The sequence below is a fragment of the Sphaerisporangium flaviroseum genome, from assembly GCF_039537005.1.
GTDB lineage: Bacteria > Actinomycetota > Actinomycetes > Streptosporangiales > Streptosporangiaceae > Sphaerisporangium > Sphaerisporangium flaviroseum.
On record NZ_BAAAZR010000003.1, the window covers coordinates 36677 to 60583 of the forward strand.

Here is a 23907-nt window from a genome sequence, read left to right on the forward strand (position 1 = left end):
GCTCGCTGAGGCCGGATCAGTCTCTATGCAAGGGTACCGACGCGTGCGTCCTGATGAAGTCGAGGCTCCCCTCGAAAATCTGCGGCGCATCGTTGTCGAGCGTCGCCACGTGGTAGCTGTCGAGGCACTCCCGGACCGTCAGGTTGTCGCCGAGCACCTCTTTCAGCAGCTTGACGCTCGCCGGCTTCACAACGTGGTCCTCGGGGCTGTGGTAGACGAGCACGGGCTGGGTGACGCGATCGAGCTCCGACTGGACCAGCGACCACAGCTTCGGCAGCGTGGCCGCCGCCCTGACCGGAGTGCGCGTGTAGGCCAGCTCGGTCACCCCCTCCTTCTTGATGTCGTTGGCGACCCCCTCGACCGAGGAAAGCACGAACTTCAGCACGGGGGCCAGCTTCAGTATCGGTGCGTCGTTCACGATGGACGGGTTCACCACGACCACGCCCCGTACCGACGGGCCGTGCACCTCCGCGAGCCGGAGCGCCATGCAGCCCCCGAGGGACAGGCCCATGACGAACACCTCCGTGCACCGGCTCCTGAGGCTCTCGAAGGCCCTTTCCAGCTCGGCGAACCAGTCCTCCCAGCGGGTGCGGTTCATCTCCTGCCAGGTGGTGCCGTGTCCGGGCTGGCGGGGCAGTGATACGGTCAGGCCCGCCGCCGCGAGGTGCCGTCCCCAGGGACGCAGGGACTGTGGCGTCCCGGTGAAACCATGGCAGAGCAGGACCCCGACCTGGCCACCTTCGTGCTGATACGGCTCGGAGCCGGGCATGAGCGGCATGATGGGTTCCTCTCCTGATGCGGCTCGCCTGATCGTCGCACGTTCGGGTGCTCCGCCGCGAGATCCGGGTGCCCGGTGTCGCGGTCGGTGGGCGCCGAGATGTAGGTGCGGTGGGCGAGGCGTGCGAAGATGACGCCACGCCGGTTACAGCGATGTCAACCACGAAAGATCCAGAGAAGAGGTGCCGAGTGTTCTACTGGGTGGTGAAGGCCATTCTCGCGCCGTTCCTCCATCTGGTGTTCCGCCCCTGGACCGAGGGTACCGAGCACGTCCCGAGGCAGGGGCCGGCGATCCTGGCGGGCAACCACCTGTCGTTCGCCGACCACTTCTTCGGCGCGCTGCCGCTGCCCCGCAAGGTGATCTCCCTGGGCAAGGCCGAATACTTCACCGGGCGTGGCATCAAGGGGATGCTCAGCCGGGCCTTCTTCACCGGTGTCGGCACCGTGCCCATCGACCGGTCCGGCGGCAAGGCCAGCGAGGCGGCGTTGCGCACCGGCCTGCGCATCCTGCGCGAGGGGCACGTCCTCGGCATCTACCCCGAGGGCACCCGCTCGCCCGACGGGCGCCTGTACAAGGGCAAGACGGGAGTGGCCCGCCTGGCGCTGGAGTCCCGGGTGCCGGTCATCCCCTGGGCGATGATCAGCACGTTCGAGATGATGCCGCCCGGCCGCAAGTTCCCCAAGCTCGGCATCCGGCCCGGCGTGAAGTACGGCAAGCCGCTCGACTTCTCGCGCTACTACGGCATGGAAGAGGACCGGCTGGTGCTCCGCGCCGTCACCGACGAGATCATGTACGCGCTGATGGAGCTCTCCGGCCAGGAGTACGTCGACAAGTACGCCGCCAGCGCCAAGGTGGAGCTGGCCCGCGCGGCGAAGACCTCCCCGCCTTCCTAGGCCCTCGCCTCGGGCGGTCCTAGGCTGGAGGACATGACCGAACGTTTCCGGATCTCCGAGACGCGGTCGACGATCGCCTTCGAGGCGAGCGGCAGCCTGCATCCGATCCACGGAGAGGCCGGCGGCCTGACCGGTCTCGTCGAGGCGGCCGTCACCGATGGCCGCTTCGACCTCGCCACCGCGCCACGCCTGCGGATCGAGCTTCCCGTCGAACGCCTGCGGTCGGGCAATCCGCTCTACGACACCGAGCTGCGACGGCGCGTCGACGTCCGGTCGTACCCGCGGATCGCCGGCGAGGCGACCGGCGTCGAGGCGCTGGCGGGCCCGGGTCGCTATCGCGTACGGGGCGACCTGACCTTCCACGGGGTGACCCGGCCCGTCGAGGGCGAGATCGAGCTCTCGGCGCCGGACGAGCGCACCCTGGTGATCGAGGGGGAGCAGGTCTTCGACGTCCGCGACTTCGGCCTGCGCCCGCCGAAGATGCTGATGCTGCGGGTCAACCCGGAGGTGAAGGTCCGCATCCACGTCGTCGCCGAGAGAGAGCCCTGACGGCTTCGCGCGCGAATGAGGCCGGGGCGTGTTCGTCTGGGCGGTCCGGCTGGTGACGTTCACCGCATGGGACAGGGCGACACGGTATGCATCGGGCAGCACCACGCCCGGGGCCAGGCGCAGCAGCGCCCCATCGTGCCGCCCGGCCACGGCGCTTCGAGATACCGCCGAGGTCTCCCAAGTATCCCGAGGACCGCCCCGGCCCGCCCGGCAAGCAGACCAGCGCCGGCCCTTCTCCCCGCTCATGACAGACGAGCACGGTCCCGTCATATGAAGTAAAACTAACCATTACTCCATCCTCGCATCGCAGATCACCGCTCGCGGGGGGCGAACGCGTCGACGCGGGCTCGCGCCTCCTCCACCAGCCGCATCATGGCCAGGCTGTCGTCGAGGGGCATGATCGTGCTTTCGACCAGGCCCCGCGACAGGGCGTCGTGGACCTCGCGGATCTCCCCGGCGTACCCGTTGTCGGACGCGGCCGGCACATGCTCCTCGGACTCGCCCGAGGCGGTGTGCAGGACCAGGCGGCGGGTGGCGAAGAAGGGGGCGTCCAGGTCGGCCCGCATGCTGGTGCCGGTCACCGAGGCGGTGTTCGCCAGCGGGCTGAGCAGCGAGGTGTCCAGCAGCGCCCGCGCTCCGTCGTTCCAGGACATCAGCAGCCCCGCCTCGGCGTCCACCCCGGACGGGGCGAGGGCGCCGGTCACGGTCATCGTGTCCGGCTCCCCCAGCAGGAGCTGGGACAGCGCCATCGGATAGACGCCCAGGTCGAGCAGCGCCCCGCCGCCGAGATCGGGATTCCACAGCCGGTGCGCCGGGTCGTAGGGCAGCGGGAACCCGAAGGAGGCGGAGACCGACCGCAGGGTGCCGAAGCTCCCGTCGCGCACGAGCCCGTGCAACCGCCGGACCAGAGGGTTGAACCGCATCCACATGGCCTCCATCAGGAAGACCCCGGCCTCGCGCGCCGACTTCACCATGCGCTCGGCGTCGGCGACGGTCCCGGCCAGCGGCTTCTCGCAGAGCACCGCCCGCCCGGCGGCGATGGCCAGCTCGGCGACCTGGAGGTGATGCGAATGCGGCGTCGCGACATAGACGACGTCGACCTCGGGATCGACCACCAGCTCGGCGTACGAGCCGTACGCACGGGGCGCGCCGAGGTCGGCGGCCAGCCCGCGCGCCCGTTCGAGGTCGCGGGACCCGACGGCGGCCACCCGCATGCCGGGCTCCGCCGCGATCACCTCTCCGACCACCCGGGCGATCCCGCCCGTGGCCGCGATACCCCATGACAGCACGACTGCTCCCTCCAGGCACGGCCTGAGCCGTACCGCTCATCGATCAGGTGCGGGCACCGCCGCTGTGGCGTCCCTAGTGGCCGGACAGGCGGCCGGCGGCGGCAGACCAGGCGGTCTGGTCGCCGCTGGGCTCGTAGGCGGTGATGGGCTCGCTCCGGCGTACGAGCTCGCGGATATCGCTCACCAGGCCCTGGGCGCGGGCCTGGACCAGGGCGTTGCCGAGCGCGGCGGCCTCCACCGGCCCGGCCTGCACGGGAAGGCCGGTCGCGTCGGCGGTCATCTGGCAGAGCAGCGCGTTGCGCGCACCGCCGCCCACGATGTGGATCACCTTCACGTCGTGGCCGCTGAGCCGTACGGCGTCGCCCAGGGCACGCCGGTAGGCGAGGGCGAGGCTTTCGAGCACGCAGCGCACCACCTCCGCCGGCCCGGAGGGAGCGCGCTGGCCGGTGCGTTCGCAGTAGGCGGCGATCCGCCCCGGCATGTCGCCTGGCGGCAGGAACGAGGGGTGGTCGGGGTCGATCAGCGCCCCGAACGGGCGCGCCCGCTCGGCGGCGGCCAGCAGGCCGGACAGCTCCGGGTCGCCCCAGGCGCGCAGGCACTCCTGGAGGATCCAAAGGCCCATGACGTTGCGCAGGTAGCGGGTGGTGCCGTCGAGCCCGGCCTCGTTGGTGAAGTTGGCCGTGCGGCTCTCGTCGGTCAGCACCGGCGCCGGCAGCTCGACACCGACCAGCGACCAGGTGCCCGAGGAGATGTAGGCGAACCGCGGGCCGGCGGCGGGCACGGCGGCCACCGCCGAGGCGGTGTCGTGGGAGGCCACCGCGATGACCGGCACGCTCGTGAGGCCCGTCTCGGTGGCGACGCCGGGGCGCAGGGTCCCGGCGGGGGACCCGGGCCGGCGCAGGGGGGGGAAGATCGTGTCGGGGATGCCGAGGCGGCTCATCAGCGGCCGTGCCCAGTCGCCGGTGCGGACGTCGTACAGCCCGGTGGTGGAGGCGTTGGTGACCTCCGCGCCGATCGACGCGGTCAGCCAGTAGGTGAGAAGGTCGGGGATCATGAGCAGCGTCTCGGCCCGCTCCAGCGACCCGCGGTCGGCCATGAGCTGGTAGACGGTGTTGAAGGGCAGGAACTGCAGCCCGCTCACCTCGTACATCGCCGAGGCGCCGACCTCGGCCACCACGCGCTCCATCACCCCAGACGAGCGGTCGTCGCGGTAGTGCACCGGGTTGCCGATCAGCCGTCCGGAGGAGTCGAGCAGGCCGTAGTCGACCGCCCAGGAATCGATGCCGATGGAGCCGACCGGCCCCGCCTTGCGAAGCCCGTCGAGGATGCCCTGGTAGAGCGACAGGATGTCCCAGTGAAGGGTGCCTGCGGCCCGGACCGGCCGGTTGGCGAACCGGTGGACCTCCGACAGCTCGACCCTGTCGGCGTGGATGCGCGCGGTCATCACCCGCCCGCTGGAGGCCCCGAGGTCGACGGCCGCGACGGTGCCCTCAGGCGCGCCGGGTCGACTCGCGGGCGACGAGCTCGGGCTGGAACATGATCTGCTGGTGGGCATGGCTCTCCGGGTTGTCGCACTCGTCGAGGAGAAGCTCGGTGGCGATCCGGCCAAGCTTGTAGGTGGGCTGGCGGATCGAGCTGAGCGACACCGCGGACGCCGCGGCGAAGTCGATGTCGTCGTAACCGATGAGGGCCACGTCGTCGGGCACCCGCAGGCCGGCCTGGAGCATCCCCCGCAGGAGGCCGAGGGCGAGCAGGTCGTTCGCGCAGAAGATCGCGTCGGGCAGGCGCCCTCCCGCGATCAGTTTCTCGGCCGCGCGCTGCCCGGCCTTGGCGTTCATGGCGGGCATCTCGACGACCTTCAGCGCGCGGGCGGGATCGAGCCCGGCCGCCGCCACGGCCTGCTCGGCGCCGCTCCGGCGGTCGAGGCACTGGCGAATGGTCAGCGGACCGGTGACGTACCCGATCGTGGCGGCCCCGGTGTCGAGGAGGTGGCTCGCCGCCATGCGTCCGCCGGTGATGTCGTTGACGGCCACCGAGCACTGGTCGGGACGGTGGGCGGGGTGGTCGACGAGCACGACGCTGATGCCGCGGTCGCGGATCACGTCGAGCCGCCTGGGATCCTCGTCGGAGGGAGTGATCAGCAGGCCGCGGACCCGTTGCTCGGCGAACACGCGGAGGTTGCGCTCCTCCTTGACGCGGTCTCCCGAGGAGTTGCCCAGGATCACGGCGTAGCCCAGCTCGCTGGCCATGTCCTCCACGCCCGCGGCGACGTCGGTGAAGAAGGGGTTGCCGATGTCGATGACCGAGAGCCCGATCGTGCGGCTGTGCCCGGCGCGCAGCGTGGACGCCGAGCCGTGCCGCACGAAGCCGAGCTCCCTGATGACCTGCTCGACCCGGGAGCGGGTCTCGGACGCCACCTTGTGGGGGCGGTTGAGCACGTTGGAGACCGTGCCAGGGGACACCCCGGCCTGAGCGGCGACCTCCTTGATGCTCACCGTGCTCCCGGCGCTCCCCGTGGTCATCCGGACTCCTTCTGTGGTCGGCGTTCATTAAAACGTGCCAGCGGCGGCGTGCACCAGACCTCGTATGAATATCGCACAGGGGCCCTGGATGCGGCGAGGGTGCTCGGAAGCGGCCCCGGTAACGCTCTGGAAACAGCGACTTCACCCCCCATTGACATGGTCGGCCGAGCCGCCGTAGCGTCCGGGCAAGGCCATTAAAACGTTTTTGGCCACCAATGCCAAGCGGGCGGAAGGGACGGGCCAGGTGAACGATCCGAGCGAGGCCGGGGCCCCTCGGGGGCCGGACGCCGGCGCGGCGACGCCGGTGCTCGCACTGCGGCGGGTCAGTAAGTCCTTCGGCGCGGTCCAGGCCCTGCGGGAGGTCTCGCTGGAGCTGTTCGCCGGTGAGGCCCATGCCCTCGCCGGTGAGAACGGCGCGGGCAAGTCCACCCTGGTCAAGACCCTCTCGGGCGTCCACCGCCCCGACGGGGGCGAGGTGCTGCTCGACGGCGCGCCCGTGGAGTTCAACGGTCCCGCCGCCGCCCAGGAGGCGGGGGTGGCCGTGATCTACCAGGAGCCCACGCTGTTCCCCGACCTGTCGGTCGCGGAGAACATCTTCATGGGCCGCCAGCCGCGTGCCCGGCTGGGACGCATCGACCGGCGCGTCATGCACGCCGAGACGGCGGAGCTGTTCAAACGGCTCGGCGTGGCGCTCGATCCGGGCAGGCCCGCGCGTGGCCTGTCGATCGCCGACCAGCAGCTCGTCGAGATCGCCAAGGCGCTGTCCCGCCAGGCCCGCGTCCTGATCATGGACGAGCCGACCGCAGCGCTCTCGGGCAACGAGGTCGCCCGGCTGTTCAACGTGGTCAAGACGCTCCGGGAGCACGGCTGCGCGGTCCTGTTCATCTCCCACCGGCTCGATGAGATCTTCGAGCTCTGCCAGCGCGTCACGACCCTCCGCGACGGAGCCTGGGTGGCGAGCGAGCACATCTCCGGCGTCACCCCCGACGACCTGGTCAGGCGGATGGTCGGCCGTGACCTCGACACGCTGTACCCCAAGCAGGACACCACCCCCGGCGAGGTCGCGCTGACCGTGAGCCGTCTCACCCGCGAGGGGGTGTTCACCGACATCTCCTTCGAGGTGCGGCGGGGCGAGATCGTCGCCCTGGCCGGCCTGGTGGGGGCGGGGCGCAGCGAGGTCGCCCGCGCGATCTTCGGGGTCGACCGATGGGACGCGGGTTCTGTGGAGGTCGGAGGCCGCCGCCTGCCGGCCGGGAGCCCGACCGCCGCGATGGCGTCCGGTCTCGCGCTGGTGCCCGAGGACCGCCGCCAGCAGGGCCTGGTCATGGAACTGTCGATCGAGCGCAACATCGGCCTGACCGGGCTCAAGCGCGTGAGCCGGGGTCCGGTGATCTCCCGCGCCGCCGAACACGACCGTGCTCGCGACTGGGCGGCGCGGCTGCAGCTCAAGTTCACGCGGCTGGGCGACGCGGTGAACGTCCTCTCGGGCGGTAACCAGCAGAAGGTCGTGCTGGCCAAATGGCTGGCGACCGACCCCGCCGTCCTGATCGTCGACGAGCCCACCCGGGGCATCGACATCGGCACCAAGGCCGAGGTGCACCGGCTGCTGTCGGAGCTGGCCGGGCGCGGCATCGCCATCCTGATGATCTCTTCTGACCTGCCGGAGGTGCTGGGCATGGCCGACCGCGTGCTCGTCATGCACGAGGGCCGGCTCGCCGCGGAGATCCCGCGCGAGCAGGCCACCGAGGAAAGCGTGATGTCGGCCGCCACCGGCCGCGACCCGGGAGCCGCCGCATGACGGCCGTCGGAGCGGTGGACGGCGCCGTCGCAGGGCGCAGCGCGCGGGGCATCGTGGAGCTGGTGTTCCGGGCGCGCGAGCTCAGCCTGGTGGTCGCGCTCACGGCCCTGGTGCTCGTCACGACCGCGGTCAACCCCAACTTCCTGTCCGGCCAGGGCGTCAAGGACATCTTCCTCAACACCTCGATCCTGGCGCTGCTCGCCGTCGGCCAGTCGCTGGTCGTCATCACCCGGAACATCGACCTGTCCGTGGGGTCCGTCGTCGGGCTGGTGGCCTTCTGCACCGGCAAGTTCCTCGCCGCCGACCCCGGCGGGCGGGGCGTCGTGGTCGCGCTGGTCCTGGGCATCACGATCGGCGCGGTCTGCGGGCTGGTGAACGGCCTGCTGGTGAGCTTCCTCCGGGTCCCCGCCCTCGTCGTCACCCTCGGCACGCTCTACGTCATCCAGGGCCTCGACCACTACATCGCCCACGGTCAGCAGATCAACGCCGTCAACCTGCCGCCCGCCTTGCTGCACCTGGGCAACGAGGGCGTGCTCGGCGTGCCCTACCTCCCGATCATCACCGTCGTGGTGATGCTGGCCACCGGCTACTACCTGCGTTCCTATCCCTCGGGCCGCGACTTCTACGCGATCGGCTCCAGCCCCGAGGCCGCGCGCCTCGCCGGGGTGCCCGTACGCCGCCGCATCCTGGCCGCCTACCTGTTCAGCGGCGCGCTCGCCGGGCTGGCCGGGGTGCTGTGGCTGGCGAGGTTCGGCACGGTCGTCGCCGACTCGGCGCGGGGATGGGAACTGCTCGTCGTCAGCGCCGTCGTGGTGGGCGGCGTGGCGATCGTCGGCGGCGTCGGCACGGTGTACGGCGCGGCGCTCGGCGCGATGCTGCTGACCACCATCGGCAGCGCACTGGTCGTGCTGAAGGTGAACTCGTTCTGGCAGCAGGCCCTCACCGGTGCCCTGCTGCTCCTGGCCATCACCGTCGACCGGGTGCTCGCGGTGCGGGTCACGCGGCTGCTGCGCAGGAGGAACGCCCGCCATGGCGCCTGACCTCATGACGACCGCCGAGACCGGCAAGGCCGGCGGGCCCGCCGCCGGGGGCCGGTCCGGCATCGGCCGGTTCGCCCGCTGGGACGTGCTGGTCACCGCGCTGCTCATCGCCGTGTTCCTCGCCGGGTCGGCCGGATCGCCCGACTTCGCCGGCACCGGCAACCTGTCGTTCGCGCTGGGCGACCTCGGAGAGATCGCGCTGATCGCGCTGGCGATGACGCTGCTGGTCGTGGCCGCCGAGGTCGACCTCTCGGTGGCCTCGGTGCTCGGGCTGTCCAGCGCCCTGCTCGGCTCCCTGTGGGACAGCGGGTGGGCGATCGAGACCATCATCCCGGTGGTGGTGGTCGTGGGCGCGGTCTGCGGGCTGGTGAACGGCCTGCTGGTGACCCGGCTCGGCCTGCCCTCTCTGGCGGTGACGATCGGCACGCTGGCGCTCTACCGCGGCCTGGCGTACGTCGTGCTCGGGGAGAAGGCGGTGGCGGAGTTCCCTCAGCAGTACACCGACCTGGTGACCGGGGACGTCCCCGGCACTCCGATCCCGTATCCCGTGGCCCTGTTCATCCTCCTCGCCATCATCACCGGCGTCGTCCTGCACGCCACCGGCGTCGGGCGCTCGCTGTTCGCCATCGGCGCTCAGGAGGAGGCGGCCTTCTTCGCCGGCATCCGCGTCAAGCGCATCAAGCTGGTGCTCTTCGTGGTGTCCGGCACGATGGCCGCCTTCGCCGGCGTGATCTACACCCTGAGGTACGGCAGCGCCCGCGCCGACAACGGGTTCGGCGTCGAGCTCGCCGTCATCGCGGCCGTGCTGCTGGGCGGTGTCGACTTCGACGGCGGCAAGGGCACGCTCGGCGGGGTCATCGCCGGCGTGCTGCTCATCGGGCTGCTGCGCAACCTGCTCATGCTCAACGACGTGGCGACCGAGATCCAGTCGATCGTCACCGGCCTGCTCCTCATCGTCTCTGTGCTCACCCCGCGTCTCGCCGCCGTCCTGCGACAGCGACGCCGCGCGCCTTCTTCGCACACCCCCCGCTCGTCCACGGAAGAAAGAAATCGATGATGACGCACTCTTCACGGCGGTTCGCCTCCGCGGTCCTCGCCACGAGTTTCCTCGCGCTCGGCCTCGCGGCCTGTGGCGGTGGCACGACGAAGGACTCCGCCCAGTCGTCGGCGGCTCCGTCCCAGTCCGCGGCGTCGTCGGCCGCGGCCGACCCCAACGCGCCGATCAAGCAGGGGCTGAAGCTGGCCTTCCTGCCCAAGGCGATCAACAACCCGTACGAGACGATCGTCGACAACGCGGGCATCGAGGCCGCCAAGGAGTTCGGCGGCACTGCCAAGGAGGTCGGCCCTTCGGACGCTTCGGCGTCGTCGCAGATCTCCTACATCAACACGCTCACGCAGCAGGGCCAGGACGCCATCCTCATCGCGGCCAACGACGCCAACGCGGTCTGCGGCCCGCTCAAGCAGGCCAGGGCCAAGGGCATCAAGATCGTGGCCTACGACTCCGACGCCTCCAAGGACTGCCGCGACATCTTCATCAACCAGGCCAGCTCGGAGGAGGTAGGCCGCAGCCAGGTGCGGTTGCTCGCCGACATGATCGGCCACAAGGGTGACATCGCCATCCTCTCGGCCACCGCGAACGCCACGAACCAGAACACGTGGATCAAGTTCATGAAGGACGAGCTGACCAAGCCCGAATACAAGGACATGAAGCTCGTCAAGGTCGCCTACGGTGACGACGAGGACCAGAAGTCCTTCCAGCAGACCCAGGGTCTCCTGCAGGCGTACCCGAACCTCAAGGGCATCATCTCCCCGACCACGGTCGGCATCTCCGCGGGCGCCCGCTACATCTCAGGCTCGAAGTACAAGGGCAAGGTCGTGCTGACCGGGCTCGGCACGCCGAACCAGATGCGCCAGTTCGTCAAGGACGACACCGTCCAGAAGTTCGCCCTGTGGAACCCCAAGGACCTCGGTTACCTGGCCGCCTACGCCGCCGCCGCGCTGTCCTCCGGGCAGATCACCGGCGCCGAGGGCGAGGTACTCAAGGCCGGCAAGCTCGGCGAGAGGACCATCGGCAAGGACGGCGAGATCATCCTCGGCCCGCCCTTCACCTTCGAGGCCTCGAACATCGACCAGTTCGACTTCTAGACCGATCGGCGGCCGGCCGGGTTCCGGCCGTCGTGCAGGGCTCGCGCGGGACACCGCACTGGGCGGCCGGGGAGCAGGTCCCCCCGCCGGCATGGGCGGTGCCCGCGCGAGCCGTACGTGAGGAGTGTTGATCATGAAGCGTGTGTGCTTCCTGCTGAAGGTCAGGGCCGAGCGGCTCGAGGAGTACCGCCGCCGCCACGATGCCGTCTGGCCGGAGATGCTCGACGCGCTGCGCGCCACCGGCTGGCACAACTACTCGCTCTTCCTGCGCGGCGACGGCCTGCTGGTCGGCTACCTCGAGACCCCCGACTTCGACGCCGCCCTCGCGGCCATGGCCGAGACGGACGTCAACGCCCGCTGGCAGGCGGAGATGGCGCCGTTCTTCGAGGACCTCGACGGGCGCCGTCCCGACGAAGGCATGTTCACGCTCGACGAAGTTTTCCATCTCGACTGATCGGGGATCCCCAATGGCAACGGACATCAAGGCGGCACTGCGGCGGCAGCGCATCGAGACGCCCTCGTGGGCGTTCGGCAATTCGGGCACGCGCTTCAAGGTCTTCTCCCAGCGAGGCGTGCCACGAGATCCGTACGAGAAGCTGGCCGACGCGGCGCAGGTGCACCGGTTCACCGGCGTGGCCCCGACCGTGGCCCTGCACATCCCGTGGGACAAGGTGGACGACTACGCCGACCTGGCACGGCACGCCCGCGAGGCCGGTGTCGGCATCGGCGCGATCAACTCCAACGTCTTCCAGGACGACGACTACATGCTCGGCAGCGTGACCAACCCCGACGCCGACGTGCGGCGCAAGGCGCTCGACCACCTGCTTGAGTGCGTCGACATCATGGACCTCACCGGGTCCGACACGCTCAAGCTGTGGTTCTCCGACGGCACCAACTACCCCGGGCAGGACGACATCCGCTCCCGGCAGGACCGGCTGGCCGAGGCGCTGGCGGCGGTGTACGACCGGCTGGGCGAGGGGCAGCGGTTCCTGCTGGAGTACAAGCTGTTCGAACCGGCGTTCTACACGACGGACGTCCCCGACTGGGGCACGGCGTACGCCCACTGCGTCAAGCTCGGGCCCAAGGCCCAGGTCGTCGTGGACACCGGCCACCACGCCCCGGGCACCAACATCGAGTTCATCGTCGCGTTCCTGCTGCGTGAGGGCAAGCTCGGCGGGTTCGACTTCAACTCCCGCTTCTACGCCGACGACGACCTCATGGTCGGATCGGCCGACCCGTTCCAGCTCTTCCGCATCATGTACGAGGTCATCCGCGGCGGCGGGTACGACGAGCGCATCGCGTTCATGCTCGACCAGTGCCACAACATCGAGCCCAAGATCCCCGGTCAGATCCGGTCGGTCATGAACGTCCAGGAGGCGACGGCCAAGGCGCTGCTCGTCGACGGCGACGCGCTGGCGAAGGCCCAGGCCGAGGGGGACGTGCTCGGCGCCAACGGCGTGTTCATGGACGCCTACAACACCGATGTCCGCGCGCTGCTGGCGGAGCTGCGCGAGGAGTCCGGGCTCGATCCCGACCCGATGGGCGCCTACCGGCGCTCCGGCTACCCCGAGAAGATCGTCGCCGAACGCGTGGGCGGCGCCCAGGCCGGATGGGGGGCCTGAGATGACCGCCGGAACCCCTCCCGTCGTCCGTGACCTGCTGCACCGGGCACACGCCCTCGGCGCCGATCCGCGCAACACCAACTACGCCGGGGGCAACGCCTCGGCCAAGGGCACCGCGACCGATCCGGTGACCGGAGCCGACGTCGAGCTGATGTGGGTGAAGGGCTCCGGGGGCGACCTCGGCACGCTGACCGAGGCCGGCCTCGCCGTCCTCCGGCTCGACCTGCTGCGCTCCCTGACCGGGGTCTACCCGGGGGTCGAGCGCGAGGACGAGATGGTCGCCGCGTTCGACTACTGCGCCTTCGGCAAGGGAGGCGCGGCGCCCAGCATCGACACGGCCATGCACGGCCTGGTCGACGCCGCCCACGTCGACCACCTGCACCCGGACGCAGGCATCGCGATCGCCACGGCCGCCGACGGCGAGGCGCTGACCCGCGAGATCTTCGGCGACAGGGTGCTGTGGGTGCCCTGGCGGCGCCCGGGGTTCCAGCTCGGCCTCGACATCGCCGCGCTCAAGGACGCCAACCCCGGTGCCATCGGCGTCGTCCTCGGCGGCCACGGCATCACCGCCTGGGGCGAGACCGGCCAGGAGTGCGAGGCGCGGTCCCTGGAGATCATCCGTACGGCCGAGCGCCACATCGCCGAGCACGGCCGTCCCGAGCCGTTCGGGCCGGTGATCCACCGGCCGCTCGCGGAGGCGGAGCGGGCGGAGCGAGCGGCGGCGCTGTTCCCGGTGGTCAGAGGGCTGTGCTCCACCGACGCCCGGCAGGTCGGCCACTTCACCGCGACACCCGAGGTGCTCGACTTCCTGTCCCGCGCCGAGCACCCCCGCCTGGCGGCTCTCGGCACCTCCTGCCCCGACCACTTCCTGCGCACCAAGGTGGCCCCGCTGGTCGTCGACCTGCCGCCGGACGCTCCGCTGGAGGAGGTGGTCGCCCGGCTGCGCGAGCTGCACGCCGCCTACCGCGACGACTACCGCGCCTACTACGAGCGGCACGCCGTGCCCGGCTCACCGGCGATGCGCGGCGCGGATCCGGCCATCGTGCTCGTCCCCGGGGTCGGCATGTTCAGCTTCGGCAAGGACAAGCAGACCGCGCGGGTGGCGGGCGAGTTCTACGTCAACGCGATCAACGTCATGCGGGGCGCCGAGGCGCTGTCGAGCTACCGGCCGATCGAGGAGTCGGAGAAGTTCCGCATCGAGTACTGGGAGCTGGAGGAGGCCAAGCTCCGGCGGATGCCCCCGCCGAAGCCGCTGGCCACCCGCGTGGCCGTCGTGACCGGCGGCGGGTCGGGCATCGGCGCGGCCACCGCCAGAAGGCTCGCGGCCGAGGGCGCGTGCGTCGTGGTGGCCGACCGTGACCTCGGTGCGGCGGAGAAGGTCGCCGCCGAGCTTGGTTCGAGCGACGTGGCGATCGCCGTCGAGGTGGACGTGACGTCGGAGGAGCAGATCGGCGCGGCCGTACGCCGTGCGGTGCTCGCGTTCGGCGGGGTCGACCTGGTGGTCAACAACGCCGGGCTGTCGCTGTCGCGCTCGCTGCTGGAGACCACGGCGGCCGACTGGGACCTGCAGCACGACGTCATGGCCAGGGGATCTTTCCTGGTCTCCCGCGAGACGGCCCGGGTCATGATCGACCAGGCCATGGGCGGGGACCTGATCTACATCTCGTCCAAGAACTCCGTGTTCGCGGGGCCGAACAACGTGGCGTACGGCGCGGCCAAGGCCGATCAGGCACACCAGGTCCGCCTGCTCGCGGCCGAGCTGGGCGCGTACGGAATCCGCGTCAACGGGGTGAACCCCGACGGGGTGGTCCGCGGCTCCGGCATCTTCGCCTCCGGCTGGGGTGCGAACCGTGCCGCGGTGTACGGGGTGCCCGAGGAACGGCTGGGCGAGTTCTACGCCCAGCGGACCCTGCTCAAGCGCGAGGTGCTCCCCGACCACATCGCCGCCGCGATCTTCGCTCTGACCAGCGGAAACCTGCCGCTGACCACCGGCCTGCACATCCCGGTGGACGCCGGCGTACCCGCGGCCTTCCTCCGCTGACCCGCGGCGGCGCGCGCGGGGTGGGTGGCCGTGCCGGCGCGCGGCCGGTGGGCCGGGAGGCTCGTGGCGATCAGGGTGGGCGGTCGTGTGGCCTGGCTCCGATCGCTGCCAACGCGATCTGTATGGTGCATACGTCACGGTGATCGAGTATCGGAGGCCTGCCAGTGACCGATTCACCTTTGCCCGGCGGCTCTCCCGGCACCGAGGCGAAGGGGTCAGGCCTGGTCGTGGCGGTGCTCGCGCTGTGCGGGATCGTCGTGTCGCTGATGCAGACCATCGTGGTACCGCTCGTGCCCGACCTTCCCCGCCTGCTGCACACCTCCGCGTCCGACGCCTCCTGGGTGATCACCGCCACCCTGCTGGCCGCCGCCGTCTGCAACCCCGTCAGCGGGCGGCTCGGCGACCTGTACGGCAAGCGGCGCGTGATGCTCGTCAGCCTCGGGTTGATGGTGGCCGGGTCGGTGATCTGCGCGGTGTCCAGCGGACTGGTCCCGGTGGTGGCCGGCCGGGTGCTGCAAGGGTGCGCGATCGGCGTGATCCCCCTCGGGATCAGCATCATGCGGGACGAGCTGCCGCCCGAACGCCTGGGGTCGGCGATGGCGCTGATGAGCGCGACTCTGGGAGTCGGCGGAGCGATCGGCCTCCCGCTCGCGGCGTTCGTCGCCCAGCACGCCGACTGGCACGCGCTGTTCTGGATGGCCGCGGTGGTCGGAGCCCTCGACCTGCTGCTGGTCGCGCTGGTCGTGCCCGAGTCCCCGGTACGCGCGTCGGGCCGGTTCGACGTGCCCGGGGCCATCGGGCTCACCGCGGGCCTGATCTGCCTGCTCCTCGCGATCACCAAGGGCGGCGACTGGGGCTGGGGGAGTGGCGTGACCCTCGGCCTGTTCGCCGCCGCCGTGGTGATCCTGCTGCTCTGGGGCCTCATGGAGTTGCGGGTCGGTGATCCGCTCGTGGACCTGCGGACCACCGCCCGCCGCCAGGTCCTGCTGACGAACGTGGCCTCGGTGGTCGTCGGCTTCGCCATGTTCGCGATGTCCCTCGTGCTGCCCACGCTCCTGCAGAGCCCGCGGGCCACCGGGTACGGGCTCGGCCTGTCCCTGGTGGAGGCCGGCCTGTGCCTTGCCCCGGGCGGCCTGGTCATGATGGTGCTCTCGCCGGTGTCCGCCCGGGTCACCCGGCGCTGGGGACCCAAGGTGGCGCTGATGATGGGCACGGTCGTGATCGCCTTCGGCTACGCCGTCACGCTCGGCCTGATGCGCTCGGCCTGGCAGGTGGTCATCGGCTCCTCGGTCATCGCCGCCGGAGTGGGTCTGGCCTACGCGGCCATGCCCGCGCTGATCATGACGTCGGTCCCGCCGTCGGAGACCGCCGCGGCCAACGGGCTCAACGCGCTCATGCGGTCGATCGGCACTTCGGCCTCCAGCGCCGTGATCAGCGTCGTGCTCGCGCACATGACCGTTTCGGTGGGCTCGTTCGTGCTGCCCTCGCTGCGGGGGCTGCAGGTGGCGATCATCATCTCGGCCGGGGTGGCCGTCCTGGGCGCGCTGATCACCTACTTCATCCCCGGGCGCGGCCGTCCGGTCCGGCCGTCCGGCGGCCCGGTCTCCGACGACCTCGCCCGCTCGGCGGGCTGAGCCCCGGCCCGCCTGGCACGGCGCCCGAGCCGGGCCCAAGGCGGACACGACGGGCGCAGAAGGCGGTCGCGCGCGGCGTCCGTCGTTTCGAGCGGGGATGCCGGGTCATTCGGGGACGCCGGGGATCCAGGAGGTGCCCGCGAGGGGTACCCGGGCCATCGCCGCGGCCTCCACGGTCAGCGCGACCAGGTCGTCCGGGTCGAGCCGGTGGACGGACGACTTGCCGCACGACCGGGCCAGCATCGCCGCCTCCGTGGCGAGGGCGCGCAGGTAGTTGGCCACCCGCTCCGCGCCGAAGTCCGGGTCGAGGCGGTCGGCGAGCATGTCGTCCTGGGTGGCGATGCCGACGGGGCAACCGCCGGTGTGGCAGGCCGTGCAGGAGCCGGGCACGGTGCCCAGGGCGCGGTATCCGAGGCTCACGTCCGCGCCGGTGTCGTCGGAGGTGGAGTTGCAGCCCAGGGCGATGAGCGCGGCGACCCCGACGGACACCGCGTCGGCGCCCAGCGCCAGCGCCTTGGCCACGTCGGCGCCGCTGCGGACGCCTCCGGAGATCACGAGCTGGATCTCGTTCTCGACGCCCAGGCGGCGCAGCGTGTCGGCCGCCAGCCGGGTCGCCGCGAGCGTGGGGATGCCGGTGTGCTCGATGAAGACGTCCTGCGCGGCCCCGGTGCCGCCCTGCATCCCGTCGACCACGATCACGTCCGCGCCCGCCTCGACCGCGTGCCGGACGTCCGGCGCCACCCGGGACGCGCCGATCTTCACGTACACCGGGATGCGCCAGGAAGTGACCTCGCGCAGCTCCTCGATCTTGATACGCAGGCCGTCCGGTCCGCTCCAGTCGGGGTGGCGGCTCGAGGAGCGCTGGTCCACGCCCTCAGGAAGGTCGCGCATGAAGGCCACCGGCGTCGTGATCTTCTGGCCGAGCAGCACGCTCCCGCCGCCGGGCGCGGCGCCCTGGCCGAGCACGACCTCGACGGCGTCGGCCGAGCGCAGGTGGTCCGGGTCGAAGCCGTACCGCGAGGGCAGGCACTGGTAGACGAGCGTCTTCGCGGCGTTCCGCTCCTCTGGGGCCATGCCGCCGTCGCCGGTCGTCGTCGAGGTGCCGGTGAGGGTCGCCGCCCGGCCGAGCGCCTCCTTCGCCCCGGCGGACAGCGCGCCGTACGACATGCCGGCGATCGTGATCGGGATGTCCAGTACGACGGGCTCCTCGGCGTGCCTGGTGCCGAGGACGGTCCGGGTCTCGCACCGCTCGCGGTACCCCTCCAGAGGGGCCAGGGAGAGGCTCGCCGGCAGGATGAGCAGGTCGTCGAACCCCGGGACCACCCGTCTGGCGCCCCAGCCGCGGACCTCGCCGCCGCCGAGCCTGGCCCGCTCCTGGATCTGGGCGATGACCTCGGCTGGGAAGGTATGGCTCATCAGAACGTCCCGTGGTCGTGGCTGTGAAGCTGATAGAGCCGTCGCGTGGAGATGACCTTGGTGACGTCCGCCGGGGACACGTGGTCGAAACCGCACTCGTCCGCGAGGACCTTCACGAACCTCACGTCGTGGTCGGTCATCTCATCGACGACGGCGTCGGCCCCGAGCCCGGCGATCTTCCCGCCCACGTAGAGCACCGCCTCGTACAGCGAGTCCCCGAGGCACGGCCCGGCGTCGCCACCGATCAGGATGACACCGGACTGGGCCAGGACACCGCAGTAGGAGTCGGCGTCGCCGCCGATCGCCAGCGTCGCGCCCTTCAGCGAGATCCCCGCGCGCGGCGCGCATCCGCCGTCGACCACCACGGTCCCGCCCCGGGCGGAGGCCGCGGCGCTCTGGCCCGCCGATCCGCGTACGTGGACATGGCCTGACATCAGGTTCTCGCCCACGCCGCATCCGGCCGTCCCGTCCACGGTGACGTGGGCCTGCTTACCGAGACCGCCCGCGTAGAAGCCCGCGGGCCCGTCGATCTCGACTCGTACCGGCGCGTCCAGTCCGACCGCGAGATTGTGCCGCCCGGCAGGGTTGATCACGACGGCGCTGCCGTACGACAGCGCCCGAAGCGATCGGTTGATCTCCCGGGTGCTCAGGGCGGTGGCGTCCACCATCACCCCGGCGCCGGAGAGTCCCCCTTGCCTTCCGGCCCGCTGGTCGGGCGGAAGCGGCAGGGACGTCATCGCGCCTCCCGTTGACAGCCGTGGATCGGTGTCTGTCAGGAGTGAACCGCGACAATGTTGCCGCCATGGTGCTCGTGGATGACCGCGGTGTTACTCGCGGGCCACTATCTCGTCCCCTGCCACCCCACCGGTGCCGGTCGGCGCGGATGCTTCGAGGCTGGCGCGGATCTGCCGGATGTGCTCGGGAGTGGTGCGGCAGCAGCCGCCGATGAACGAGGCCCCGGCGTCGCGCCACTCACGCGCGGCGGCGCCGAACTCCACCGGGTCGGCGAGGCCCAGCCAGCGGTGGTTCTCGGCGTCCCAGATCTCGCCGGAGTTGGGGTACACCACGATGGGGGAACCGTCGATGTGGCCGATGAGGTTCTTGACGAGGCTGGGAGCCGTGCAGTTGATCCCGACGGCCACGACCTGCGGATTGCCGGCGAACAGGGCGGCGCACTCCTGCAGCGGGGTTCCGTCGCTGAGGTGCTCACCGTCGCGGCAGGAGAAGCTCACCCAGGCGTTGACGTGCGGGGTCCGCTCCAGCAGGCGGGCGATCGCCCTCGCCTCCGGGTAGGAGGGGATGGTCTCGCACGCCAGCAGGTCGGCGCCGCTGTTCGCCAGCACGTCCCAGCGGGGCCGGTGCCAGTCGACCAGACCGTCCTCGTCCAGGTCGTAGTCACCCGTGTACTCGGCGCCGTTGGCGAGATAGGCGCCGTACGGGCCGATGCTGGCGGCGACGATGCCCCCGCCCGACCGGTCCCTCGCCTCCTTCGCGAGCTCCACGGAGAGCTGCATCAGCGCCTGGGCCTCGTGCTCCACCCTGCCGCGCCGGACGAACGCGGGGAAGCTCGCCTGGTAGCTCGCCGTGGTCGCCACGTCGGCGCCGGCGGCGAAGTAGTCCAGGTGGGCCTGGAGGATGGCCTCGGGGTTCTCCATGAGCAGCCTGGCGGACCACAGCTCGTCACGCAGGTCGCAGCCGAGCGCCTCCAGGTGGGTGGCGAGGCCGCCATCAAGGATCATGACATCGGTCTCTTCGGGCTGGGAACTCACGCATATACCCTATGTGTGGTCAGGCCAGACAGTGTCCACGTCCACCGTCCGGTCAGGTCGGACAGTGCCCACGACCCGTCCATGGAGCCCCGGCCACACTCCGGTGACCATGGAAGATGCCCGGCGGCACCGAGGATCGCGCGCGTGCCACCACCCGGCGTCCCGCCCCCGGCCCGGCTCGTCGCGGAGTGCGCGTGCTCGGGTGCCGGTACCGTGCAGGGGCGGGAAAGGACCCGGTGCCGTGTAACGGAGCGGCGGGGGACGGCCGATCTCGCAACGGTCGGGCGGCGTCGGCAGACAGGGGTGGTTGCGTGCTCGTGGTTCACGGTGCCTGGATGGACGCCCGGCTGGCGCTGTGGGCCGAGGACACCTCACCACCGACGGACACCGCCTCACCACCGACGGACACCGCCTCACCGCCGACGGACACCTCACCGCCACCGCGGAACCTACCGCCGACGGACACCACCTCACCGCCGACGGACACCTCACCGCCGCCGCGGAACCTACCGCCGACGGACACCGCCTCACCGCCGCCGCGGAACCCACCGCCTCCGGAATCCGCGTCTCGGCCCGGCGCCCTCCCGCCGCGGCGGGCTTCCTCCGCCCGTGGCGCTCCTCACCCGCATCCCTTCGCCGCGCCGTCGCCCGTTCTGGCCGCGGCGCTCGGGGAGCTCGCGGCCAAGGCCGTGGCGGCGGAGCTGATCTTCCGGCTTCCCGGCTCGGCGCGCGGCGGCCCGCTGCCCTCGCCCGAGTCGGGCCTGCCGAGCGTGGGCCGCGCTCACAAGATCTCTCCCTGGCGCGTCCCGGTGCTGCTCTTCGACTCCCCCCAGGCGCTCGGCCTGCTGGACGCGTTATCCGCCCCGCCCGCCGGAGCACCGGGGGCGCCCGAGTGGGGGCCGGGCACCTCGCTCCGCTATCTCGCGGTGGTCGCCGAGCACTCCCGCTCGCTGGTCCGCCGCGGACGCGTGCTGCCCCAGCTCGTCGTCGAGGACGGCGTTCACGCCGCCCGCTGGCTTCCCGTGCTCGCCGGCGCGGACGCCACCGCGTTCAGGGAGCTCGCCACCGCGATGCCCCCGGTCTGCCGGGCCGTGACCACAGGTGACGGAGGTGGCGCGGGAGAGGAACGCCCCGCCGCACATGTGCTGCGTCAGGCTCTCGCGGGCATCGCCGACGCCTCGGTGCGCCGCGCGCTGCCCGGCAGGCTGCTGCTCGGCAACCGGGCGGGCCCGAAGAGCCTGCTGGCCGATCGCTGGCTGTTCGCCCTCACCGGCGACGAGCCGGTGATCCCCGAGGTCGACCCCAGAGAGGCGAAGCCGCTCATCCGGGCACTCGACGGCTGGATGGAGTCGGCACACCAGATGGACGGGCCCATCCGGGTCTGCTTCCGCCTGATCGAGCCCGAGGGCGAGGAGGACACCTGGGAGCTGGAGTTCGCGCTGCAGTCGGTCGAGGACCCGAGCCTGTACGTGCCCGCGTCGATGCTCTGGGACGGCGGCCGCATCCCCGGCCTGCCGAAGCGCCCCGACGAGACGCTCCTCGCCGGGCTCGGCCGGGCCGTACGGCTGTGCCCCGAACTGCACACGGCCCTGTACAGCGCGCGGCCGTCCAGCATGCTGGTGGACACGGCCTGGGCCTTCGGCTTCCTGCGCCGTGCGGCGCCGCTGCTCCAGGCCGCCGGGTACGGCGTCCGGCTCCCGGCGTGGGCGGGACGCAAGGGGCTCGGCCTGAAGCTGACCACCCGGTCCCATACGGCCACGGCGGCCCGTTCGGCGGCGGACCACGGGTTCGGCCTGGGCGCGCTGGTGGACTTCAAGGTCGATCTGGCCGTCGGTGATCACACGATCAGCGAGGAGGAACTGGAGGAGCTGGCCCGGCTCAAGGTCCCCCTCGTACGGGTGCGCGGCCAGTGGGTCGAGCTGGACGATCGCCAGCTCAAGGCGGCCCTGTCGGCCATGGAACGGCGCCGGGCCGGCCAGATGACCGTGGCCGAGGTGATCCAGGAGGTCGTGAGCGGCGGCGACGAGAACCTGCCGCTGGTCGAGGTGGACGCCGACGGCATGCTGGGCGACCTGCTCTCCGGCGAGGCCGACCGCCGCCTCACCGCCCTTCGTACCCCGCAGACGTTCAACGGCAGCCTGCGTCCCTACCAGGAACGCGGCCTGTCGTGGCTGAGCTTCCTGTCCCGGGTGGGCCTCGGCGGCATCCTGGCGGACGACATGGGACTGGGCAAGACCGCCCAAACCCTGTCGCTGATGCTGGAGGAGCGTGCCGGTGGACCGGTGCCGCCCACGTTGCTGGTCTGCCCCATGTCGCTGGTGAGCAACTGGCAGAAGGAGGCGGCGCGGTTCGCGCCCTCGCTGCGCGTCTACGTCCACCACGGTGGCACGCGCAAGCGTGACGAGGAACTGGTGGCCGTGGTGGGGGAGACCGACCTGGTCGTCACGACGTACGGCACGGCCCTGCGGGACGCCGCGATCCTCGCGGGATTCGCCTGGGGAAGGGTCGTCTGCGACGAGGCACAGGCGATCAAGAACAGCGCCGCCCGGCAGGCCCAGGCGGTACGGTCCATCCCGGCGCGCACGCGGCTGGCGCTGACCGGCACCCCGGTGGAGAACCACCTCGCCGAGCTCTGGTCGATCATGGAGTTCTGTAACCCCGGCCTGCTCGGACCGGCCAAGAGGTTCAAGGAGCGGTACCAGGAGCCGATCGAGGCGCGCGGCGACCAGGACGCCGCCAGGGCGCTCAAGCGGGCCACCGGGCCGTTCGTCCTGCGACGGCTGAAGACCGACAAGACGATCATCTCCGACCTTCCCGAGAAGCTGGAGATGAAGGTCTGGTGCACGCTCACGCCCGAGCAGGCCAGCCTCTACCAGGCCGTCGTCAGCGACATGATGGCGAGGATCGACGACAGCGAGGGCATCGAGCGGCGCGGCAACGTGCTCGCGACGATGACCCGGCTCAAGCAGGTCTGCAACCACCCCGCCCACCTGCTCAAGGACGGCTCCCGGCTGGCAGGACGCTCGGGAAAGCTGGCCCGGCTGGAGGAACTGGCCGAGGAGATCGTCGAGGAGGGGGACAAGGTGCTGGTCTTCACGCAGTACGCCGAGTTCGGCTCGCTGCTCCAGCCCTACCTTGCCGCCCACCTCGACCGTCCCGTGCTCTGGCTGCACGGCGGGCTTCCCAAGAAGAAGCGCGATGCGCTGGTCGAGCGCTTCCAGAACGACGACGAGCCGATGATCTTCCTGCTGTCCCTCAAGGCGGCGGGCACCGGCCTGAACCTCACCGCCGCCAACCACGTGATCCACGTGGACCGGTGGTGGAACCCGGCCGTGGAGGACCAGGCCACCGATCGGGCCTTCCGCATCGGGCAGAAGAGGAACGTGCAGGTCAGGAAGTTCATCTGCGTGGGAACGCTGGAGGAGCGGATCGACGAGATGATCGAGCGCAAGAAGGCCCTGGCGGAAAGCGTCGTCGGCACCGGTGAGGACTGGATCACCGGCCTGTCGACCGAGCAGCTTCGCGAGCTGTTCCGGCTGAGCCCCGAGGCGGTGAGCTGAGATGCCGGTGGGGAAGGGCGGCTGGTTCGAGGCTTCCGCGCCCATCCGGGTGGAGGGGGGCATACAGGCACGCAGCAAGCGCGGGTCGATCGGCGAGCAGTGGTGGTCACGCCGGTTCATCGACATCCTGGAGAGCGTCTGCGACCCCGGACGGCTCAGCCGGGGCCGCTCGTACGCCAGGAAGGGCCAGGTGCTGGAGATCGATCTGTCGCCCGGCCTGGTCAAGGCCAGGGTGCAGGGGTCACGGCCCGACCCCTACCTGCTGGAGGTCAGGATCGCGGCGTACGGCGAGTCCGACTGGGCGGGGGTCCAGGAGTCGCTGGCGGGGCAGGCGCTGTACCGCGCGAAGCTGCTGGCCGGTGAGATGCCGCCGGAGATCGTGGAGGTCTTCGACGCGCTCGGCCTGCCGCTCTTCCCCGCCGAGCTGGACATGGAGTGCTCCTGCCCCGACTGGGGCCTGCCGTGCAAGCACCTGTCGGCCGTGCTCTACCTGCTGGCCGAGGCGTTCGACAAGGACCCCTTCCTGGTGCTCGCCTGGCGCGGCCGGGTCAAGGAGGACCTGCTGGACGCCCTTCGGGAGATGCCGGAGAAGGATGAGGAGCCCGTGGACCCGCTGCACGTCGACGAGGTGCCGTTCGGCGAGCGCGTGAACGACTTCTACTCGGCCACGGTCGCGCTGAGCCGCCTGCGGCCACGAGCCGTCACCCCGGCGGCGCCTCCCGAGCTCCTGCTGCGCGCCCTGGAGCCGCCGCCGATCAAGGTCCGGCACATCCCGCTGATGGACATCCTCCGCCCCGCCTACCGCGAGCTGGGTCCCCGGCCCTAGCGGTACGTTCCGGCGGGGCGCCTGA

Annotated in this window: 20 protein-coding genes; 12 read left to right on the top strand and 8 right to left on the bottom strand. The window is 71.3% G+C overall.

Going from position 1 to position 23907, the window contains the following annotated elements; translation table 11 throughout:
• Window positions 1-16 precede the first annotated feature (16 nt).
• The gene (locus tag ABD810_RS11140; RefSeq protein WP_344937656.1) at window positions 17-778 is read right to left on the bottom strand and encodes an alpha/beta hydrolase; all 762 of its coding nucleotides are present in this window, start codon (window positions 776-778) and stop codon (window positions 17-19) included.
• A 188-nt stretch (window positions 779-966) separates the two neighbouring features.
• On the opposite strand from ABD810_RS11140, the gene ABD810_RS11145 reads away from it, so the two are divergent.
• Together ABD810_RS11145 and ABD810_RS11150 are read left to right on the top strand one after the other, a co-directional pair.
• Window positions 967-1671, top strand: coding sequence for a lysophospholipid acyltransferase family protein (locus tag ABD810_RS11145; RefSeq protein WP_344937658.1), 705 nt, complete (start codon window positions 967-969; stop codon window positions 1669-1671).
• A 33-nt stretch (window positions 1672-1704) separates the two neighbouring features.
• Window positions 1705-2220 carry a YceI family protein gene (locus ABD810_RS11150; protein ID WP_344937660.1) on the top strand — a complete coding sequence of 172 codons (516 nt, stop codon included), beginning with the start codon at window positions 1705-1707 and terminating at the stop codon, window positions 2218-2220.
• A gap of 311 nt (window positions 2221-2531) precedes the next feature.
• Here the strand turns inward: ABD810_RS11150 and ABD810_RS11155 are convergent, their stop codons facing one another.
• The 3 genes from ABD810_RS11155 to ABD810_RS11165 form a co-directional block, all read right to left on the bottom strand.
• Window positions 2532-3509, bottom strand: a complete 978-nt coding sequence (locus tag ABD810_RS11155; protein WP_344937662.1) for a Gfo/Idh/MocA family protein — start codon at window positions 3507-3509, stop codon at window positions 2532-2534.
• Between the two features lie 73 nt (window positions 3510-3582).
• Window positions 3583-4953, bottom strand: coding sequence for a rhamnulokinase (locus tag ABD810_RS11160; RefSeq protein WP_344937664.1), 1371 nt, complete (start codon window positions 4951-4953; stop codon window positions 3583-3585).
• 46 nt (window positions 4954-4999) lie between these two features.
• Window positions 5000-6031 carry a LacI family DNA-binding transcriptional regulator gene (locus tag ABD810_RS11165; protein ID WP_344937666.1) on the bottom strand — a complete coding sequence of 344 codons (1032 nt, stop codon included), beginning with the start codon at window positions 6029-6031 and terminating at the stop codon, window positions 5000-5002.
• Window positions 6032-6275: 244 nt separating this feature from the next.
• Between ABD810_RS11165 and ABD810_RS11170 the strand changes: the two genes are divergently transcribed.
• The 8 genes from ABD810_RS11170 to ABD810_RS11205 all read left to right on the top strand — a co-directional run bounded on the left by ABD810_RS11170 (window position 6276) and on the right by ABD810_RS11205 (window position 16311).
• The gene (locus ABD810_RS11170) at window positions 6276-7829 is read left to right on the top strand and encodes a sugar ABC transporter ATP-binding protein (RefSeq protein WP_425566880.1); all 1554 of its coding nucleotides are present in this window, start codon (window positions 6276-6278) and stop codon (window positions 7827-7829) included.
• Window positions 7826-8869, top strand: a complete 1044-nt coding sequence (locus tag ABD810_RS11175) for an ABC transporter permease (protein WP_344937668.1) — start codon at window positions 7826-7828, stop codon at window positions 8867-8869. Before ABD810_RS11170 ends, ABD810_RS11175 begins: the two co-directional genes overlap by 4 nt.
• Window positions 8859-9926, top strand: coding sequence for an ABC transporter permease (locus ABD810_RS11180; protein ID WP_344937670.1), 1068 nt, complete (start codon window positions 8859-8861; stop codon window positions 9924-9926). The genes ABD810_RS11175 and ABD810_RS11180 overlap by 11 nt, the downstream gene beginning before the upstream one ends.
• A complete protein-coding gene (gene rhaS, locus ABD810_RS11185; protein ID WP_344937672.1) occupies window positions 9923-11014 on the top strand; it encodes a rhamnose ABC transporter substrate-binding protein in 1092 nt (363 codons plus the stop codon). The genes ABD810_RS11180 and rhaS overlap by 4 nt, the downstream gene beginning before the upstream one ends.
• 133 nt (window positions 11015-11147) lie before the next feature.
• Window positions 11148-11468, top strand: a complete 321-nt coding sequence (locus tag ABD810_RS11190) for an L-rhamnose mutarotase (protein WP_344937674.1) — start codon at window positions 11148-11150, stop codon at window positions 11466-11468.
• Between the two features lie 13 nt (window positions 11469-11481).
• Window positions 11482-12636: an L-rhamnose isomerase gene (gene rhaI / locus ABD810_RS11195; protein ID WP_344937676.1), complete on the top strand. Its 1155-nt coding sequence runs from the start codon at window positions 11482-11484 to the stop codon at window positions 12634-12636.
• A 1-nt stretch (window position 12637) separates the two neighbouring features.
• Window positions 12638-14677, top strand: a complete 2040-nt coding sequence (locus tag ABD810_RS11200; RefSeq protein ID WP_344937678.1) for a bifunctional aldolase/short-chain dehydrogenase — start codon at window positions 12638-12640, stop codon at window positions 14675-14677.
• 266 nt (window positions 14678-14943) lie between these two features.
• Complete coding sequence (locus tag ABD810_RS11205; RefSeq protein WP_344937904.1) at window positions 14944-16311, top strand: MFS transporter; 1368 nt, start codon at window positions 14944-14946, stop codon at window positions 16309-16311.
• Between the two features lie 105 nt (window positions 16312-16416).
• On the opposite strand, the gene ABD810_RS11210 is transcribed toward ABD810_RS11205, so the two are convergent.
• From ABD810_RS11210 to ABD810_RS11225, 4 genes are all read right to left on the bottom strand, one after another.
• On the bottom strand, window positions 16417-17727 hold the full coding sequence (locus ABD810_RS11210; protein WP_344937680.1) for an FMN-binding glutamate synthase family protein: 1311 nt from the start codon (window positions 17725-17727) through the stop codon (window positions 16417-16419).
• The gene (locus tag ABD810_RS11215) at window positions 17727-18464 is read right to left on the bottom strand and encodes a hypothetical protein (RefSeq protein ID WP_344937682.1); all 738 of its coding nucleotides are present in this window, start codon (window positions 18462-18464) and stop codon (window positions 17727-17729) included. Before ABD810_RS11215 ends, ABD810_RS11210 begins: the two co-directional genes overlap by 1 nt.
• Before the next feature lie 90 nt (window positions 18465-18554).
• Window positions 18555-19496 carry a homocysteine S-methyltransferase gene (gene mmuM / locus ABD810_RS11220; protein ID WP_344937684.1) on the bottom strand — a complete coding sequence of 314 codons (942 nt, stop codon included), beginning with the start codon at window positions 19494-19496 and terminating at the stop codon, window positions 18555-18557.
• Window positions 19497-19818: 322 nt separating this feature from the next.
• Window positions 19819-20019: a hypothetical protein gene (locus tag ABD810_RS11225; RefSeq protein ID WP_344937686.1), complete on the bottom strand. Its 201-nt coding sequence runs from the start codon at window positions 20017-20019 to the stop codon at window positions 19819-19821.
• A 166-nt stretch (window positions 20020-20185) separates the two neighbouring features.
• Between ABD810_RS11225 and ABD810_RS11230 the strand changes: the two genes are divergently transcribed.
• Together ABD810_RS11230 and ABD810_RS11235 are read left to right on the top strand one after the other, a co-directional pair.
• Window positions 20186-23056: a DEAD/DEAH box helicase gene (locus tag ABD810_RS11230; RefSeq protein ID WP_344937688.1), complete on the top strand. Its 2871-nt coding sequence runs from the start codon at window positions 20186-20188 to the stop codon at window positions 23054-23056.
• 1 nt (window position 23057) lies between these two features.
• Window positions 23058-23882 (top strand): SWIM zinc finger family protein, encoded by an 825-nt coding sequence (locus ABD810_RS11235; RefSeq protein ID WP_344937690.1) that lies wholly within the window; start codon window positions 23058-23060, stop codon window positions 23880-23882.
• The last annotated feature ends 25 nt before the right edge of the window (window positions 23883-23907 follow it).

Bases quoted from the DNA above. Each gene is read 5' to 3' on its own strand.
- ABD810_RS11140 (WP_344937656.1), bottom strand. From the start codon at position 778: ATGCCGCTCATGCCCGGCTCCGAGCCGTATCAGCACGAAGGTGGCCAG.
- ABD810_RS11150 (WP_344937660.1), top strand. From the start codon at position 1,705: ATGACCGAACGTTTCCGGATCTCCGAGACGCGGTCGACGATCGCCTTC.
- ABD810_RS11160 (WP_344937664.1), bottom strand. From the start codon at position 4,953: ATGACCGCGCGCATCCACGCCGACAGGGTCGAGCTGTCGGAGGTCCAC.
- ABD810_RS11165 (WP_344937666.1), bottom strand. From the start codon at position 6,031: ATGACCACGGGGAGCGCCGGGAGCACGGTGAGCATCAAGGAGGTCGCC.
- ABD810_RS11175 (WP_344937668.1), top strand. From the start codon at position 7,826: ATGACGGCCGTCGGAGCGGTGGACGGCGCCGTCGCAGGGCGCAGCGCG.
- ABD810_RS11180 (WP_344937670.1), top strand. From the start codon at position 8,859: ATGGCGCCTGACCTCATGACGACCGCCGAGACCGGCAAGGCCGGCGGG.
- rhaS (WP_344937672.1), top strand. From the start codon at position 9,923: ATGATGACGCACTCTTCACGGCGGTTCGCCTCCGCGGTCCTCGCCACG.
- ABD810_RS11190 (WP_344937674.1), top strand. From the start codon at position 11,148: ATGAAGCGTGTGTGCTTCCTGCTGAAGGTCAGGGCCGAGCGGCTCGAG.
- rhaI (WP_344937676.1), top strand. From the start codon at position 11,482: ATGGCAACGGACATCAAGGCGGCACTGCGGCGGCAGCGCATCGAGACG.
- ABD810_RS11200 (WP_344937678.1), top strand. From the start codon at position 12,638: ATGACCGCCGGAACCCCTCCCGTCGTCCGTGACCTGCTGCACCGGGCA.
- ABD810_RS11205 (WP_344937904.1), top strand. From the start codon at position 14,944: ATGCAGACCATCGTGGTACCGCTCGTGCCCGACCTTCCCCGCCTGCTG.
- ABD810_RS11210 (WP_344937680.1), bottom strand. From the start codon at position 17,727: ATGAGCCATACCTTCCCAGCCGAGGTCATCGCCCAGATCCAGGAGCGG.
- ABD810_RS11215 (WP_344937682.1), bottom strand. From the start codon at position 18,464: ATGACGTCCCTGCCGCTTCCGCCCGACCAGCGGGCCGGAAGGCAAGGG.
- ABD810_RS11235 (WP_344937690.1), top strand. From the start codon at position 23,058: ATGCCGGTGGGGAAGGGCGGCTGGTTCGAGGCTTCCGCGCCCATCCGG.